This is a genomic window from Haemophilus sp. UMB1048, assembly GCF_030218125.1.
Lineage (GTDB): Bacteria > Pseudomonadota > Gammaproteobacteria > Enterobacterales > Pasteurellaceae > Haemophilus_D.
In genome coordinates this window covers 12,340-28,832 of record NZ_JASOPB010000003.1, presented here as the reverse complement: position 1 = coordinate 28,832, position 16,493 = coordinate 12,340, and the positions used below count along the sequence as shown (strand labels likewise).

Here is a 16,493-nt window from a genome sequence, read left to right as displayed (position 1 = left end):
TTCGTTAAAATAACGTATCAACCATTAAATCGGCTATAATAATGACCAATTTAAACAGGGATAATTTTAACTATTTTTTAACCTGAAATCTATAATCAAAACTTGTTATAATCGTTTCAAAACTTGAGCTAGATCACAAAATAAATATTTTTTGTTAAAAAATCGTAACATTTTTACTACAACCATTTTATTGGGAAAAAATAATGCACTGGATAATCCAAAAAACAATCAATTTTTTTAAAAAAACACCTGAAAATCCGACCGCACTTTTTATTGAAAAACAAGATAGTCTGGCTGCGGAAGTCCCTGTTTCTCTTGTCTATAATGGTATTGCACATACCGTCATGATGTGTTCTCCACAAGATTTAGAGGATTTTGCTTTAGGCTTTTCATTGGCGGAAGGTATTATTGAGAAAAAAGCGGATATTTATGGCATTGATGTGGTGGAAGTATGCAATGGTATTGAAGTGCAAATTGAATTATCTAGCCGTCAATTTGTAGCATTAAAAGATCATCGTCGAACATTAACTGGTAGAACAGGATGTGGCATTTGCGGCACAGAACAAATCTCACAAGTTTATAAAAAATTGCCAAAATTAGACCGCACTTTCCAATTTAATTTAAATTTATTAGATGGCTGTTTAGAACAATTACAAGCCAATCAAGAACTCGGGAAAGAAACAGGGGCAACACATGCAGCGGCCTTTTTTGATTTGTCAGGTAATTTACTGGCGATTCGAGAGGATGTAGGGCGACATGTTGCGCTAGATAAATTAATCGGTTGGCATGCTAAACAGAATCAACCGCAAGGATTTGTACTTGTTTCAAGCCGAGCCAGTTATGAAATGGTTCAAAAATCGGTAGCTTGTGGCATCGAGTTACTTGTTGCGATTTCTGCTGCGACAGATCTTGCTGTCAATATGGCCGAACAATACAATCTTTCCCTTATCGGCTTTGCTCGCCCAGGAAAAGCCAATATCTATGCGGGTAAAGAGCGATTTGTTTTAGCTTAGTTTCATATGTTAAAAAAAGTGCGGTCAAAACATTCTTATTTTGACCACACTTTTTGTTTATTCCCTTTATTCTTTTGGCGATTTACCCTCTAAGAGCACTTCAGAAACCCAACGTTGGGTGAGGCGTTTGCCTTCTTGATCTGTACCAAATTTCATAAAATCAATATCCACTAGTTTTAATTTGCTAGCCGGTAGGAAACCAGGTGCAGGTTCTGCATGGATATTGGTTGGAAGTTGATAAGAGTCTGATTCTTTCCACGGAATTTCTTGTGCTTCTTTGCTTAGCACGAAATCCATAAACAGTTTGGCATTATCCAGGTTTCTCGATCCTTTAATGATGCTTGCCCCGCCTAAAGAATAACCTACGCCTTCGCATGGTAAAATGCCTTCAACTGGTGCACCATTTTTCTTCTCACGCGGGTAAACCAGCATAAAACCTAAATCAATCGCCACAGTACCGTTAGCCAAATAGTTGCTCGCAAGACCTGTTTTGGTATGTTGCATGAGATTGGGTTCTAATTTTTTCAAATAATCGAAAGCTTTTTCTTCTCCCCATAATGTGGAAAAAGTACTGATAAGTGAATAACCTGTACCCGAAACGCGAGGATCTGGATATTGAATTTGACCTTGATATTCTGGTTTTATCAGATCTGCATAACATTTTGGCGCAGGAATATTCAATTCTTTTAATTTTTTAGTATTTACCCCAATGCCAAGTTCCATTAAATAAATAACTGAGGTGAAATTACCGCGTTGCTCCATTAAAGATTTAAACTGCGGCATGATATCTTTTTGTAATGGGGAACGATAGGATTCAAGCAAGCCTAACTCTGCGGCTTGAAGATGGGGTTCAATGGTACCACCAAACCAGAAATCAGCTTGTGGGTTTTCTTTTTCCGCTTTAATTTTGCCTAATACGACGCCTGTACTATTACGCACAAATTGTGCATCTACATTGTATTTTTTACTAAAGGCTTGAGTGACTTTTTCGCATACAACGTTTTGCACGCTGCAATAGACAGTAAGTTTTCCTTCAGCCTGTGCGTGAGAAGTGTACGCGAGGGCGGTTAGGGCTGAAAGTGCGGTTAATTTTAGCGTTGTTTTAATTGACATTGTGTCTCCTTTAACTTCGTCAATATTTAGTAATTATTTGATATTGCTAATATAAAGGGACGGAGTAAATTTGTAAATATCAGGTTGTTTAAAAATATAATTCCCACTATAATCCCTGTAAATTTAACCAGATTAAAATAAGAGCAATGGATATTTCAGAATTACTTGATGGCTTGAATGATAAACAACGTGAAGCAGTGGCAGCACCGCTTGGTAATTACCTTGTACTTGCAGGTGCGGGAAGTGGTAAAACTCGCGTCTTGACTCATCGTATTGCTTGGTTGATTGCCGTAGAAAATATTTCTGAAGGCAGCATTATGGCGGTCACCTTTACCAATAAAGCCGCTGCTGAAATGCGTCATCGTATTCAAGATACCTTATCCAAACATGCTCAATCGAATCTATTTGGTATGTGGATTGGGACATTCCATAGCATTGCCCATCGATTATTACGCGCTCACCATTTAGATGTGAACTTGCCACAAGATTTCCAGATTTTGGATTCTGAAGACCAACTTCGTTTAGTGAAACGCTTGATGAAATTGCACAATTATGATGATAAAGCATTTCCACCGAAACAAGCGTGCTGGTATATCAATAATAAAAAAGATGAAGGTTTAAGACCGCAAGATATTAATGATTTTGGAGATCGCCAGGAAAAAGAGTGGATTAAGATTTATCAAATTTATCAAGATACTTGTGATCGTGCGGGATTGGTGGATTTTGCTGAATTGTTAATTCGTGCGTATGAATTATTTGCTAAAAAGCTCGTAATTTTACAACGCTATCAGCAACGTTTTCAGCACATTTTGGTGGATGAGTTTCAAGATACCAATAAAATCCAATATGCCTGGATCAAAATTCTTGCGGGTAATATGGGTAAAGTGATGATTGTGGGCGATGATGACCAATCCATTTATGGTTGGCGTGGTGCGCAAGTCGAAAATATTCAAAAATTCCTAAAAGATTTCAACGCTGAAACTATTCGTTTGGAGCAAAATTATCGTTCTACCGGCAATATCCTGAAAAGTGCCAACCAACTTATTTCGAATAATAGTGATCGTCTCGGTAAGAATTTATGGACCGACGGTGAAATGGGGGAGCCAGTAGGTATTTATGCAGCATTTAATGAATTAGATGAGGCAAAATTTGTGGCGTCTCAAATCCAAAATTGGGTAGATGACGGTGGGAAATTAGATGATTGTGCTGTTTTATATCGTAGTAATAGCCAATCTCGTGTTATTGAAGAAGCCTTGATTCGTTGCCAAATTCCTTATCGGATTTATGGCGGGATGCGATTCTTCGAACGCCAAGAAATTAAAGATGCATTGGCGTATTTACGCTTAATTAATAATCGTCAAGATGATGCCGCGTTTGAACGTGTGATTAATACGCCTACGCGTGGTATTGGCGATCGTACTTTAGATGTGTTACGAAATTTAACCCGTGAGCGTCAAATTACCTTATGGCAAGCAGTGCAAGTGGCCACACAAGAAAATATGCTAACGGGACGTGCTTCAACAGCATTGTTGCGTTTCCAAGAGTTGATTAATTCTTTGCAGGTTGATACAGCCGAAATGCCATTGTTTGCACAGACTGATTTCGTGATTAAACATTCTGGCTTATACGATATGTATAAACAGGAAAAAGGCGAGAAAGGTGAAGTGCGTATTGAAAACTTAGAAGAATTGGTGACGGCAACCCGAGAATTTATCAAACCTGATGAAGCAGAGGATATGACCGATCTTACCGCCTTTTTAACTCATGCTTCTTTAGAAGCGGGAGAAGAGCAGGCTTCGCCGCATCAATCTTGTGTGGAAATGATGACCTTACACTCTGCAAAAGGCTTGGAATTCCCACGCGTGTTTATGGTTGGGGTAGAAGAGGGAGTATTTCCAAGTTTCCGTTCATTTGAAGAACCCGGTCGTTTAGAAGAAGAACGCCGTCTTGCTTATGTGGGTATTACTCGAGCTAAGCAAAAGCTTACTATTTGTTATGCAGAAAGTCGCCGAGTCTACACGAAAGAAGAACGCCATTTGCCTTCACGTTTTATTACAGAATTGCCATCAGAGTGCATTCAAGAAATCCGCTTGCGCGGAACGGTGACTCGAGCATTAAACCAAGCGAAAGTAGGGAGTTTAAGTACGAGTTTGCCAGAAAATGAATGGAAAATGGGGCAAAAAGTGAAACATGAGAAGTTTGGTTTTGGTACCGTCATAAACGTTGAAGGTTCAGATAATAACACCCGTTTACAAATTGCTTTCCAAGCTCAAGGCATTAAGTGGCTGATTGCGCATTTGGCAAAATTAGAAAAAGTGCGGTAGAATCGGGAGGATTTTATTGCAACGAGTATGAATATTGATGTTCATATTCAATATGCCAGTGCGAAAACGTTTGAAGAAACGACCGCACTTTTATCATGTGGGAAGTAGATGTTTAAATTTATTTTAAAACGTATTTTAATGGTGATTCCTACCTTTATCGCCATTACTTTTGTGACTTTTGCTCTCATTCATTTTATTCCAGGCGATCCTGTGGAGATTATGATGGGAGAGCGAGGTTTAACGCCAGAAGTTCATCAACAAATGATGAAACAACTTGGTCTTGATTTACCATTGTATCAGCAATATTTCAATTATATTGGTAATGTAATACAAGGCGATTTCGGTGAATCATTCCGCACCCAACAACCTGTTCTGAGAGAGTTTTTCACTCTTTTCCCTGCCACATTTGAATTGGCTTTCTTTGCGTTATTTTGGTCTTTAATTGCCGGCATTACGCTAGGAACGATTGCGGCCGTCAAGAAAGATAGTTGGATTTCTCATACCGTGACAGCCATGTCATTAACGGGTTATTCCATGCCGATTTTCTGGTGGGGATTAATTTTGATCTTATATGTTTCACCTTGGTTAGATTTACCACAAGGGGGACGTCTAGAAGACAGTTTCTGGATCGATACACCAACGGGTTTTATGTTAATCGATACTTGGCTTTCAGGCGTACCAGGCGCCTTTGGGAATGCCATTAAGTCATTGATTCTACCGGCTATTGTGTTAGGTACTATTCCACTTGCGGTGATTACTCGAATGACACGTTCTTCAATGTTGGAAGTGTTAGGTGAAGATTATATTCGTACCGCAAAAGCGAAAGGCTTAAGTTATACCCGAATTGTGATTGTACATGCGCTACGTAATGCGCTTATCCCTGTTGTAACAGTGGTGGGCTTGATTGTAGGACAGTTACTATCCGGTGCAGTTTTAACCGAAACAATTTTCTCATGGCCGGGTATTGGTAAATGGATTATTGATGCGATTACCAATCGCGATTATCCCGTCTTACAAGGCGCAGTGTTGATTATTGCTACAATTATTATTGTGGTGAATTTGACGATCGATTTACTTTATGGCGTGGTAAACCCACGTATTCGCCATCAATAAGGAGCCTTATTAATGACGGAACAAACTTTACCTATTGAAACCTTCGCACCGCGCACACCGTTGCAGGAATTTTGGTTTTATTTCAAACAAAATAAAGGGGCGGTGATTGGGCTCACTTTTATCCTTGCTGTGGCATTAATCAGTATTTTTGCCCCTTGGATAGCACCTTTTGATCCTATCGAACAAAATCGTTCAGCGCTATTGTTACCGCCTGCGTGGTATGAAGGCGGCAATTCAGCTTATTTACTGGGTACAGATGACATTGGTCGAGATATTCTTTCTCGCATTATTTATGGTACGCGCATTTCTGTTTTTGCAGGTTTCATTATTGTCATTTTATCTTGCATTTTAGGAACGAGTCTTGGCTTGATCGCAGGCTATTATGGCGGGGCATTAGATACATTAATTGTTCGTTTCATTGACATCATGTTGGCTATCCCAAACTTGCTTTTAACCATTGTGGTGGTGTCAATTTTAGAGCCCTCTTTAACGAATGCGACGTTGGCGATTGCCGTGGTTTCGATTCCAAGTTATGTGCGCTTAACACGTGCAGCAGTATTAAACGAGAAAAACAGAGATTATGTCACCTCTTCACGAGTGGCAGGAGCAAGCGTATTACGTTTAATGTTTATTGTGATTTTACCGAATTGCCTTGCACCGCTTATCGTACAAATGACGATGGGGATTTCTAATGCGATTTTAGAATTAGCGACTTTAGGTTTCTTAGGTATCGGCGCAAAACCACCAACACCAGAATTGGGTACCATGTTATCTGAATCGCGTAGTTTTATGCAGGCGGCAAACTGGTTGGTTACTATTCCAGGTTTAGTTATTTTATCGCTTGTTTTAGCATTTAACTTAATGGGAGACGGGTTGCGTGATGCACTCGATCCAAAATTAAAACAATAGGGGGCAGAATGGCATTATTAGATGTAAAAGAACTTTCTGTTCACTTTGGTGATGAAAAAGCACCTTTTAAAGCAGTCGATCGCATTAGCTATCAAGTTAATCAAGGTGAAGTATTAGGCATTGTTGGTGAGTCGGGCTCAGGGAAATCAGTGAGTTCCCTTGCGATAATGGGCTTAATTGATTTTCCTGGTCGAGTTTCAGCGCAGGGCTTAGCATTTGAAGGAAAAGATCTCTTAAGCTTGCCGCCAAAAGAAAAGCGGGAATTAGTTGGCGCAGATATTGCCATGATCTTCCAAGACCCGATGACAAGCTTAAATCCTGCTTATACAGTCGGTTTTCAAATTATGGAAGCAATTAAGGCGCATCAAGGAGGCAGCAAAAAAGAACGTCGTGAGCGCACCTTAGAGCTATTGCGTTTAGTCGGTATTCCTGATCCTGAATCACGTATTGATGTCTATCCGCATCAGCTTTCTGGCGGGATGAGCCAACGCGTTATGATTGCTATGGCCATTGCTTGTAAACCGAGATTGCTCATTGCAGATGAACCAACCACTGCACTGGATGTGACCATTCAAGCTCAAATTGTAGATTTGTTGCTTGAGTTACAGCAAAAAGAATGTATGTCGTTGATTCTGATCACGCACGATCTTGCGTTAGTTGCAGAAGCGGCACATCGTATTATTGTGATGTATGCAGGACAAGTAGTGGAAGAAGGACGAGCAGAAGATATTTTCCGTGAACCCAAACATCCTTATACTCAAGCGTTATTGCGTTCTTTACCGGAGTTTGCAGAAGGTAAATCTCGTTTACAATCTTTACCCGGTGTGGTGCCAGGTAAATACGATCGCCCACAAGGTTGTTTGTTAAATCCACGCTGTCCGTATGCGACTGATCTTTGTCGAAGTGTGGAACCTGAATTACGTCACGTAGGAAATCGACAAGTTAAATGTCACACCCCATTAAATGCCCAAGGAGAACCTAGCAATGACTGATGTCGCACAAGAAAATGCACCATTGCTCAATGCCATTGGGCTGAAAAAATATTATCCTGTGAAAAAAGGGATGTTTGCGAAAACACAGCAAGTTAAGGCATTAGATGGTGTGTCTTTTTCCTTAGAACGAGGCAAAACCCTTGCCGTAGTCGGTGAGTCAGGTTGTGGTAAATCAACACTAGGTCGTCTTTTGACGATGATAGAAGAACCGACAGAAGGTGAGTTGTATTACAACGGGAAAAATTTCTTAGAGAATGATCACGAAACGAAAGCATTGCGCCGTCAGAAAATCCAAATCGTGTTTCAAAACCCTTATGCTTCACTGAATCCGCGTAAGAAAATTGGCACAATTTTGGAAGAACCTTTAGTCATTAATACCAATCTATCGGCAAAAGAGCGTAAAGAAAAAGTATTGGCCATGATGGCAAAAGTGGGATTGCGTGCAGAGTTTTATAATCGATATCCACATATGTTTTCGGGTGGACAGCGTCAACGTATCGCAATTGCTCGTGGTTTAATGCTTGAACCTGACGTGGTTGTGGCGGATGAACCCGTTTCTGCGTTAGACGTGTCCGTTCGTGCGCAAGTGCTGAATTTGATGATGGATTTGCAAGCTGAGCTTGGTTTATCTTATGTGTTTATTTCCCATGATCTTTCGGTGGTTGAACACATTGCAGATGAGGTGATGGTGATGTATTTAGGTCGCTGTGTTGAAATGGGTACAAAAGAGCAGATCTTTAAAAACCCACAACATCCTTATACGCAAGCATTACTTTCGGCTACGCCAAGATTATCGCCTGAATTACGTCGTCAGCGGATTAAATTAAAGGGCGAATTACCTAGCCCGATTAATCCACCAAAAGGTTGTGCATTTAATCCGCGTTGTTGGAAAGCGACTGATAAATGTCGAAATGAGCAACCGAAATTGGAAAAATATCCTGATGGTAAGCTAATCGCTTGTTTCCATCTCGATTAGAAAAGAAAATGACTGCACTTGAGTAAGTGCGGTCATTTTTTTAGACGTTTTGAGAACGATAGCGAAAGTTGAAGAAGACAAAGATGCCGAGTGCAATCATCGCTAATGCTGCGCCCGTAAAGCCAATATATTCAAGACCAATATGGCGAGCGATTTGGTTACCAAACAGTGCGCCGGCACCAATACCCGCATTGAAAATACCTGAATAAATGGCACTTGCTACGTCTGTTGCATCTGGTGCAAGTTGCAGTACACGCATTTGTAATGCCAGTCCGATACAAGAAATGCCAATACCCCAAATAAAAGCAAGGGTAAACATGGTGGCGGTATAAGTTGCAGAAACAAGCATAAATGCTAAAGAGACTGCCAATAAAATCATTGCCGTACTGATAAATTGGGTTGGACCAAAGCGGTATAAGCGGTTAAAGATCACACTTGCGGTAATGCCAGAAACCCCAAATACCAACAAAATTATTGTCGCAAGATTTGGATCTAGTTCGCCGATTTGAACCATAAAGGGTTCAATATAGGTATAAGCGGTAAAGTGTGCTGAAACAATGATTACCGTTGTGGCATAAAGTCCAATAAGTAATGGACGTTTTGCTAAAATCGGCAGACTAGATAACGAGCCTGCATTTTTACTTGGTAGGTTTGGTAATAAACGCATAATAAATACCATCACAACCAAAGCTAATGCTGCAATGATTGCGAAAGTAATACGCCAACCAACTAATTGACCGACTAAACGGCCTAATGGTAAGCCTAAAATAGTCGCAAGGGATGTACCGATAGCGAGCATACCAATTGCTTGTGTTTTCTTATTCTTCGGTGCCACACGCATCACTAATGATGCGGTAATTGCCCAGAAGAGTGAATGCGCTACCGCAATACACATACGAGCAATGAGAAGAATCCAATAATTCCACGCAATGACCGAGATAATATGGCCGATGATAAAAATAACGAAAAGTTTCAGCAATAAGCCTTTACGTTCCATATCACCTGTCGCGAGCATGGCGGGTAAAGACATAATCATAACCGTCCAAGCATAAACGGTCATCATTAAACCTACATCGGAGCTTTGCATATCAAAACTTTGTCCGATGTCAGTGAGTAACGCAACTGGCACAAATTCCGTGGTGTTAAAAATAAAAGCGGCGCAAGCCATGATGACTACGCGCCAATATTGGGTTCTTTCTGCTTTCTGATAAAATGACATTATTTTAATTTCTCTTTAATTAATTCTTTCAATTGATGACGAAAGTTTTGGTCAATATTCACCTTATACTGTGGTGAGTAGCAACTATCGAAAAAGCGAATAGGCAATGCCAGCTTTTTGTATTTTTCGTTAGTGGATTTTAAGGTTAAATTGACGTCGCATTGTACATTATCTAAATCAATGGCTCCAGCACCTTCAGCTAAAAGTGCGGTTGTTTTTAAGTTTATTTTATCGACTTTAAGCAAATGATTTTCGAATGAAAGGCTTGATTCAAAACGCTCATAAGGCGTGTTCATATTTCTACTCGCGGTTAAATCACTGTTGTAATTAATCGGTAAATACTGTGCCGCCATATCTAGTAGATTAAGTCCTAAAAGTTCACCATCACGTGCATTAAAATCAAATTTCCCTTGAGCTAATTCTGAATTTGCAAAAGCTAATTGAACATTAAAATCACTTGTGCCCGTCATGGTTTGAGGAAAATTAAGTAACGCTAACAACTGTGTTAACGGAAAATTTTTACCAGAAAAATTGACCGCACTTTTTTGCAGATAGCTACTAAATTTGAGTACGGCAAGACAATTCGTGGTGCATGTCGGTCGAATGTAACCAATGGCAAGTTTCTGTGGTTTCGTTAAATCAGCATGAATTTCAATATAGCCTAATTTTTGCTGATTGAATTGCACATCATCAAATTGAATAAGTGATTCACCTTCCTGACGAAGGGCGATATTTCCTTTGTTAAAAAGAAAATCAAAGGTTGCGGTGTTGCCATAAATAGGTTTTTCAAGGTTCACCCAAATATGGTTGCTACCATTAAAAGTAAGATCTTTTTTTAAAAATTGTTTGAGTGCAAAATCTGAAAATGCCATGCGGATATTGGCTGAATTCAATGCATTTTCAGTAAAGCGAGCTTGCTGAATTTGAATTTCGTCAATCGTTGGATTCCCAAAAACGAGTGAAATAAAAGGTAATTTTCCTTCAATTTTTTGTGCAGAAATAGCGTGATATTTAACCTTTTCTAAGGAAATAACAGGCTGTGGAAAGAGGCTAATACTTACCGTTTCAAGTTGAATATCTCGTTTCGTCAGTTGTTCGGTCAAAAGACTCTTAGCTTGTTGAAGTTGAATATAAAAAAAAGCAAAGATCGCAAACAGCACGATCAACAGGCTAATTGCGATCTTTTTCATTGATTAATCCTCATTAATTCGGCTTGCTACCGCATTCTGCTGATGTTTATATTTGGCATCTTTACGACTGGTATACGGGCGAGCTGCCGGGCCACTTAAAACTTCAAAACTTAAAGCACCAATTACCATATTAGGACGTAATGCTAAAGGTAATTTGCCGGAGTTGTAGAATTCCAACACAATTTTGCCTTCCCAACCTGGATCGATACGATGTGCGGTTACATGTACCATTAAACCTAAACGAGCAAGTGAAGAACGACCATCTAGCCAACCGATAATATTGGCAGGGAGTTTCACTGACTCCAATGTAGTTGCTAACGCCAACATACCTGGATGTAAGAAGAAGGCTTCATCATCACCGATAATAATTTCGTCACTCATCACTGATTCAAGTTGAGCAGAGACTTCTTCTTTCGGACCACTTAAATCAATATAAGGCGCGGAATGTTCACGAAATACTCGAAATGAATTGCCTAAACGCACATCAATGGTTGCCCCATTGATTTTGTCATTTTCAGGACGAGGCGTTAAAGAAATAATGCCATCATCTAGATAGCGTTCGATATCGGTATCGCAAAGACGCATGATTTTTCCTATTTTTGGTTTAATAAATGAAGAATTTGAGCTTTTAACATATTAATCGCAATACGGTTTTTACCACCGCGCGGAATCACGATATCCGCATATTGTTTTGATGGCTCAATAAATTGCAAGAACATTGGACGAACAGTTGCACGATATTGGTCAATGACAGATTGTAATGAACGGCCACGTTCTTCCATGTCACGTTGTAAACGGCGAATAAAACAAATATCTAATGGTGTATCCACGAACACAGAAATATCGGCTAATTGGCGAACTCGCTCATCAGTAAGCAATAAGATCCCTTCTAAAATCACAATTTTTTTCGGCGTGAAGTGCTTGGTTTCGCCTGTTCGGGTGTGATCAACATAACTATAGACTGGAATATCTACGGCAGTTCCGTTTTTTAAGTCTTTTAAGTGTTGAATGAGTAAATCTCTGTCCATTGAACTCGGGTGGTCATAGTTGGTTTTTACTCGCTCACTCATCTCTAAATGGCTTTGATCTTTATAGTAGCTGTCTTCAGCAATAATCCCAATTTCTTCACAACCTAGGTCGTTGCAAAGTTCTTTATGAACGGTGGAAGCAATGGAGCTTTTGCCAGAAGCGGATGCCCCCGTGATAGCGATGATAATACAAGATGAGTCTGACATAGAACGACCTCAAAAAACGGAAGGTAAAAATTGTAAGGATTATAAAGAAAAATCAGTTTAAATTCACCTTTCTTTTTTATTTAAATTTTTTAAATTTGTGAAGTAGTTCACGGAATTTTTTTTCGTTTTCGCTTACGATGTGCTCGTTTTTATTATTTCATCAGTGTTATTTATGAGGAGTGTACGATGAAAATGAATAAAATTTCTCTCTCCATTTCAACCGCACTTTTAGCTGCAGGCTTCATGACATCATCAGCTGTTAATGCTCAAGGGCGTTTAGTGGTGTATTGTAGTGCGACCAATATTCTTTGTGAAACGACAACAAAAGCCTTTGGCGAAAAATATGATGTGAAAACCTCATTTATTCGTAACGGTTCAGGCAGTACTTTTGCAAAAGTTGAAGCGGAAAAAAATAACCCACAAGCAGACGTTTGGTTTGGTGGTACATTCGACCCTCAAGCACAAGCTGCAGAGTTAGGTTTAATCGAACCTTATAAATCTAAACACATTGATGAAATTGTTGAGCGTTTCCGTGATCCAGCGAAAACCAAAGGACATTATGTCTCTGCGATTTACATGGGTATCTTAGGTTTTGGTGTGAATACCGAGCGTTTAGCAAAATTAGGTATTAAAGAAGTACCAAAATGCTGGAAAGATTTAACTGATCCTCGCTTAAAAGGCGAAGTGCAAATTGCTGACCCACAAAGTGCAGGTACAGCTTACACTGCATTGGCAACTTTCGTTCAGCTTTGGGGCGAAGAAAAAGCCTTTGATTTCTTAAAAGCATTACATCCAAACGTATCTCAATACACCAAATCAGGTGTCACCCCGTCTCGTAATGCGGCACGTGGTGAAACTGCGGTAGGTATCGGTTTCTTACACGATTATGCACTTGAAAAACGTCAAGGTGCACCGTTGGAATTGGTGGTGCCTTGTGAAGGTACAGGCTACGAGTTAGGTGGCGTGAGTATCTTAAAAGGTGCGCGTAACATCGATAACGCAAAATTATTCGTGGATTGGGCATTATCTAAAGAAGGTCAAGAGTTAGCGTGGAAACAAGGTGACTCTTTACAAATCTTAACCAACACCACAGCGGAACAATCACCAACTGCGTTTGATCCAAATAAACTGAACCTCATCAATTATGACTTTGAAAAATATGGTGCAACCGAACAACGCAAAGCCTTAATTGAAAAATGGGTTCAAGACGTTAAATTAGCGAAATAGTTTATAGATGAATTAGGCGGGGATGTCCGCCTAATTTTTTAGCCTGTAGCTAAAATATAAAAGGGAGTCAATCAATGAAAAAATCAACTATATCTTTGAGTCTGTCAGCTGCTTTGTTTAGCGGGATCTTTTTTACTAGTTCAGCAATTGCTGAAGGTCGGTTAGTAGTATATTGCAGCGCACAAAACTCAGTGTGTGAAAAACAAGTGCAATCTTTTGCTAAAAAATACAATGTAGATGCTAGTTTTATTCGTAATAGTTCAGGCAGTACACTAGCTAAAATAAAGGCTGAAACAAATAATCCACAAGCTGATGTGTGGTATGGTGGAACATTTGATACACATTCTCAGGCTGCCGAGATGGATTTGCTAACTGCATATCAATCACCAATGCTGACAGAAGTTATGCCTCAATTTAAAGATCCTGGACGTCGTAAAGGAAATTACAGCTCCGTAGTTTATATGGGGGTGTTGGGTTTTGGAGTGAATACAGAAAAATTGAAAAAATTAGGAATTACTGAAACTCCAAAATGCTGGAAAGATTTACTCGATCCTAGATTTAAGAATGAAATTCAAATTTCAGATCCTCAAAGTGCTGGAACTGCATATACCGCAATAGCAACATTTGTTCAGCTTTGGGGAGAGGATGAAGCCTTTAATTATTTAAAAGCATTAGATAAAAATATTTCACAGTATCCTAAAGCTGGAACTGCACCCGCTCATAATTTAGCTAGAGGGGAAACAACAATAGGTATTGGCTTTTTACAGAACTATTCTTTTGAAAAACAGAATGGTGCACCTATAGAGGTAGTTGTTCCTTGTGAAGGGACCGGCTATGAACTTGGTGGCGTAAGTGTAATTAAAAATGCCCGAAATTTAAAAAATGCAGAATTGTTTGTCGATTGGGTTATGTCTAAAGAGGCACAAGAAATTTCTTGGAAAGAAGCACAATCACATCACATTCTTACAAATGTAAATGCTACCTCTTCACCTTATGCATTGAAATCTAATGAGCTAAATTTAATTAATTATGATTTTAATAAATTTGGCGCATCAGATGTGCGTAGTGGCTTGATCGACCGTTGGGTGAGAGAAGTTAAATTAAATAAATAAATGGAGGCTTTATGAGAAAGCAGTATTATTTTCTCAATTCCAATCTATTTTGGGTAATGCTTGCTATGGCAGGCTTTGCCCTTTTACCTTCTATGGCATTATATTATGGTATTTTTGATTCAACACAAAATGAAATCCTATCGGCCATGGGCTGGAGCTCAGTAAATTTGAGTTGGGTTTGGTTTGGTTCTTTATTTCTTATTCCTATATTTTCTTTTTTATATAAAGGAAAAGGAGCCGTACAACAAGGTAAAATAGAGTTTTTATTAGCTTGCTTAATTTTTTCTTTTGTAATGATTTCAGCAAGTATTGAAAAATTCAGCTTGGGTTATTCTGAGTTTATTCTTACAATTGCTTTAATTGGTATTTCAACGAATGCTCTTGCCAAAATGAAAGTGATGCAAAGTGATAAATTCGTTATCGCATCACTATTGAGCATTGTATTACTTATATTTTTCTTTATTGTTTACCCTACTTTAGCCATTTTTATCTCAATGTTTTACAAAGGAGATGAATTTGTGCCAGGGCAGGTGCTCGACATTGTTAAACAGCCTTATGTTATACGTATTATTTTAAACTCACTAGCTGTCGCAGGGACAATCGGTATTCTTGCAACAGCGTTTGGTTTAGTATTTGCACTTTATACTACTAGAATTGCAAAGCGTAGTGCAGTTATTGGTAAAATATTCTCTATTCTTCCAATTGTTACCCCTCCATTTGTCGTTGGTTTAGGGGTGACATTAATGCTTGGTCGTTCAGGATATATTACTCATTATTTAGTTGAGTATTTAGGATTCGAAAGTAATTGGTTGTATGGTTTTACTGGAATTGTTATTGCTCATACCTTAGCATTAACACCAATGTCTTTTATGATATTGGAGGGGGCTTTAAAGTCCATCCATCCATCAATTGAGGAAGCTGCATATACTTTAAGAGCAAATCGTTATCAAACTTTCTTTAATATTATTTTCCCATTGCTTAAACCTGCGTTAGCAAATTCTTTTTTAGTTGTTGCTATTCAATCTATAGCCGATTTTAGTACTCCGTTAGTTTTAGGCGGAAGCTTTGATGTTATTTCTTCACAGATTTACTTTTATATAGCTGGTTCTCAATTAGATTATGCATCCGCAAGTACTCTAGGAACAATTCTTCTAATTTTCTCATTGGGTATTTTTATTATTCAATATTGGTGGATTGGTAATCGTTCATACACTACTGTATCAGGGAAATCTTATCGTGGTGATGTACAAGATCTTCCTGTAACGATGAAATATGCTATTACGTTTATATTAGCATTTTGGATTATATTTAATGTTTTATTATACGGTAGTATTTTTTACGGTAGTTTTACAGTGAATTGGGGTGTTGATTATACTTTAACTCTCAAAAATTATATTACGTTATTTGGTCAAGGATTTAGTGATGGAGCATGGCCATCGTTAATTCAAACAGTCATTTTTGCTGCAACAGCTGCACCTATCACTGCATTATTTGGCTTGCTTATTGCTTATATTACAGTTAGACGGGAATTTAAAGGTAAAAAAACTTTAGAATTCCTAACTTTGTTGTGTTTTGCCGTACCAGGTACAGTTGCAGGGGTATCCTACATACTTGCCTTTAATGATGCGCCAATTTATATAACTGGGACTGCATTAATTGTTATTTTATCAATGGTTATGCGTAATATGCCTGTAGGTATGCGAGCGGCTATTGCTGGATTAGGACAACTAGATAAATCTTTAGATGAGGCCTCTTTATCATTAAAAGGAAGCTCTTTTAAAACTATTTGTTTTATTGTTTTCCCTTTATTAAAACCAGCCTTGCTTTCAGCTCTTGTAACTAGCTTTGTTAGAGCAATGACTACAGTAAGTGCAATTGTATTTTTAGTTACAGCAGATACCCGTGTTGCTACATCTTATATTTTAAACCGTGTAGAAGATGGTGAATACGGAATTGCAATTGCATATGGTTCAATTCTGATAGTAGTTATGATGGCCATTATTTTATTCTTTGACTGGATTGTGGGTGATACCCGAATTTCCCGTTCTAAAGCGAAAAAAATGAATTAAC

The 16,493-nt window shown here is 38.7% G+C and carries 14 protein-coding genes; 9 read left to right on the top strand and 5 right to left on the bottom strand.

What is annotated here, in order from left to right:
* Nucleotides 1-203 precede the first annotated feature (203 nt).
* Nucleotides 204-1,013 carry a formate dehydrogenase accessory sulfurtransferase FdhD gene (gene fdhD / locus QP437_RS03280; protein WP_285266940.1) on the top strand — a complete coding sequence of 270 codons (810 nt, stop codon included), beginning with the start codon at nt 204-206 and terminating at the stop codon, nt 1,011-1,013.
* 66 nt (nt 1,014-1,079) lie between these two features.
* On the opposite strand, the gene QP437_RS03275 is transcribed toward fdhD, so the two are convergent.
* Nucleotides 1,080-2,126, bottom strand: coding sequence for an ABC transporter substrate-binding protein (locus QP437_RS03275; RefSeq protein WP_197541877.1), 1,047 nt, complete (start codon nt 2,124-2,126; stop codon nt 1,080-1,082).
* Nucleotides 2,127-2,272: 146 nt separating this feature from the next.
* Between QP437_RS03275 and uvrD the strand changes: the two genes are divergently transcribed.
* The 5 genes from uvrD to QP437_RS03250 all read left to right on the top strand — a co-directional run bounded on the left by uvrD (nt 2,273) and on the right by QP437_RS03250 (nt 8,440).
* A complete protein-coding gene (uvrD, locus tag QP437_RS03270; RefSeq protein WP_197541878.1) occupies nt 2,273-4,450 on the top strand; it encodes a DNA helicase II in 2,178 nt (725 codons plus the stop codon).
* 108 nt (nt 4,451-4,558) lie between these two features.
* Nucleotides 4,559-5,563 carry an ABC transporter permease subunit gene (locus QP437_RS03265; RefSeq protein ID WP_285266939.1) on the top strand — a complete coding sequence of 335 codons (1,005 nt, stop codon included), beginning with the start codon at nt 4,559-4,561 and terminating at the stop codon, nt 5,561-5,563.
* Between the two features lie 12 nt (nt 5,564-5,575).
* The gene (locus QP437_RS03260) at nt 5,576-6,472 is read left to right on the top strand and encodes an ABC transporter permease subunit (RefSeq protein WP_285266938.1); all 897 of its coding nucleotides are present in this window, start codon (nt 5,576-5,578) and stop codon (nt 6,470-6,472) included.
* An 8-nt stretch (nt 6,473-6,480) separates the two neighbouring features.
* A complete protein-coding gene (gene dppD, locus QP437_RS03255; RefSeq protein WP_285266937.1) occupies nt 6,481-7,464 on the top strand; it encodes a dipeptide ABC transporter ATP-binding protein in 984 nt (327 codons plus the stop codon).
* The gene (locus tag QP437_RS03250) at nt 7,457-8,440 is read left to right on the top strand and encodes a peptide ABC transporter ATP-binding protein (protein WP_049384063.1); all 984 of its coding nucleotides are present in this window, start codon (nt 7,457-7,459) and stop codon (nt 8,438-8,440) included. The genes dppD and QP437_RS03250 overlap by 8 nt, the downstream gene beginning before the upstream one ends.
* A 40-nt stretch (nt 8,441-8,480) precedes the next feature.
* Here QP437_RS03250 and QP437_RS03245 read toward each other — a convergent pair whose 3' ends face one another.
* From QP437_RS03245 to udk, 4 genes are read right to left on the bottom strand one after another with little or no spacing between them, the layout of a single operon-like run.
* Nucleotides 8,481-9,659, bottom strand: a complete 1,179-nt coding sequence (locus tag QP437_RS03245; RefSeq protein WP_070591179.1) for a sugar transporter — start codon at nt 9,657-9,659, stop codon at nt 8,481-8,483.
* Nucleotides 9,659-10,849: an AsmA-like C-terminal region-containing protein gene (locus QP437_RS03240; protein WP_075874910.1), complete on the bottom strand. Its 1,191-nt coding sequence runs from the start codon at nt 10,847-10,849 to the stop codon at nt 9,659-9,661. The genes QP437_RS03245 and QP437_RS03240 overlap by 1 nt, the downstream gene beginning before the upstream one ends.
* Before the next feature lie 3 nt (nt 10,850-10,852).
* Nucleotides 10,853-11,434, bottom strand: a complete 582-nt coding sequence (gene dcd / locus QP437_RS03235) for a dCTP deaminase (protein WP_005696382.1) — start codon at nt 11,432-11,434, stop codon at nt 10,853-10,855.
* Nucleotides 11,435-11,442: 8 nt separating this feature from the next.
* Nucleotides 11,443-12,084, bottom strand: coding sequence for a uridine kinase (udk, locus tag QP437_RS03230; RefSeq protein WP_049372428.1), 642 nt, complete (start codon nt 12,082-12,084; stop codon nt 11,443-11,445).
* Between the two features lie 186 nt (nt 12,085-12,270).
* Here udk and QP437_RS03225 point away from each other — a divergent pair, with 186 nt between their 5' ends.
* The 3 genes from QP437_RS03225 to QP437_RS03215 all read left to right on the top strand — a co-directional run bounded on the left by QP437_RS03225 (nt 12,271) and on the right by QP437_RS03215 (nt 16,492).
* Complete coding sequence (locus QP437_RS03225) at nt 12,271-13,311, top strand: ABC transporter substrate-binding protein (protein ID WP_005697792.1); 1,041 nt, start codon at nt 12,271-12,273, stop codon at nt 13,309-13,311.
* Between the two features lie 74 nt (nt 13,312-13,385).
* Nucleotides 13,386-14,423: an ABC transporter substrate-binding protein gene (locus QP437_RS03220; RefSeq protein WP_285266936.1), complete on the top strand. Its 1,038-nt coding sequence runs from the start codon at nt 13,386-13,388 to the stop codon at nt 14,421-14,423.
* An 11-nt stretch (nt 14,424-14,434) separates the two neighbouring features.
* On the top strand, nt 14,435-16,492 hold the full coding sequence (locus QP437_RS03215; RefSeq protein WP_285266935.1) for an iron ABC transporter permease: 2,058 nt from the start codon (nt 14,435-14,437) through the stop codon (nt 16,490-16,492).
* Nucleotide 16,493: the final 1 nt, after the last annotated feature.

What these genes read in the sequence shown, in the direction of transcription:
- fdhD (WP_285266940.1), top strand. Translation starts at nt 204, where the DNA reads ATGCACTGGATAATCCAAAAAACAATCAATTTTTTTAAAAAAACACCT.
- QP437_RS03240 (WP_075874910.1), bottom strand. Translation starts at nt 10,849, where the DNA reads ATGAAAAAGATCGCAATTAGCCTGTTGATCGTGCTGTTTGCGATCTTT.
- dcd (WP_005696382.1), bottom strand. Translation starts at nt 11,434, where the DNA reads ATGCGTCTTTGCGATACCGATATCGAACGCTATCTAGATGATGGCATT.
- QP437_RS03215 (WP_285266935.1), top strand. Translation starts at nt 14,435, where the DNA reads ATGAGAAAGCAGTATTATTTTCTCAATTCCAATCTATTTTGGGTAATG.
- dppD (WP_285266937.1), top strand. Translation starts at nt 6,481, where the DNA reads ATGGCATTATTAGATGTAAAAGAACTTTCTGTTCACTTTGGTGATGAA.
- uvrD (WP_197541878.1), top strand. Translation starts at nt 2,273, where the DNA reads ATGGATATTTCAGAATTACTTGATGGCTTGAATGATAAACAACGTGAA.
- udk (WP_049372428.1), bottom strand. Translation starts at nt 12,084, where the DNA reads ATGTCAGACTCATCTTGTATTATCATCGCTATCACGGGGGCATCCGCT.
- QP437_RS03245 (WP_070591179.1), bottom strand. Translation starts at nt 9,659, where the DNA reads ATGTCATTTTATCAGAAAGCAGAAAGAACCCAATATTGGCGCGTAGTC.
- QP437_RS03275 (WP_197541877.1), bottom strand. Translation starts at nt 2,126, where the DNA reads ATGTCAATTAAAACAACGCTAAAATTAACCGCACTTTCAGCCCTAACC.
- QP437_RS03220 (WP_285266936.1), top strand. Translation starts at nt 13,386, where the DNA reads ATGAAAAAATCAACTATATCTTTGAGTCTGTCAGCTGCTTTGTTTAGC.
- QP437_RS03260 (WP_285266938.1), top strand. Translation starts at nt 5,576, where the DNA reads ATGACGGAACAAACTTTACCTATTGAAACCTTCGCACCGCGCACACCG.
- QP437_RS03250 (WP_049384063.1), top strand. Translation starts at nt 7,457, where the DNA reads ATGACTGATGTCGCACAAGAAAATGCACCATTGCTCAATGCCATTGGG.
- QP437_RS03225 (WP_005697792.1), top strand. Translation starts at nt 12,271, where the DNA reads ATGAAAATGAATAAAATTTCTCTCTCCATTTCAACCGCACTTTTAGCT.
- QP437_RS03265 (WP_285266939.1), top strand. Translation starts at nt 4,559, where the DNA reads ATGTTTAAATTTATTTTAAAACGTATTTTAATGGTGATTCCTACCTTT.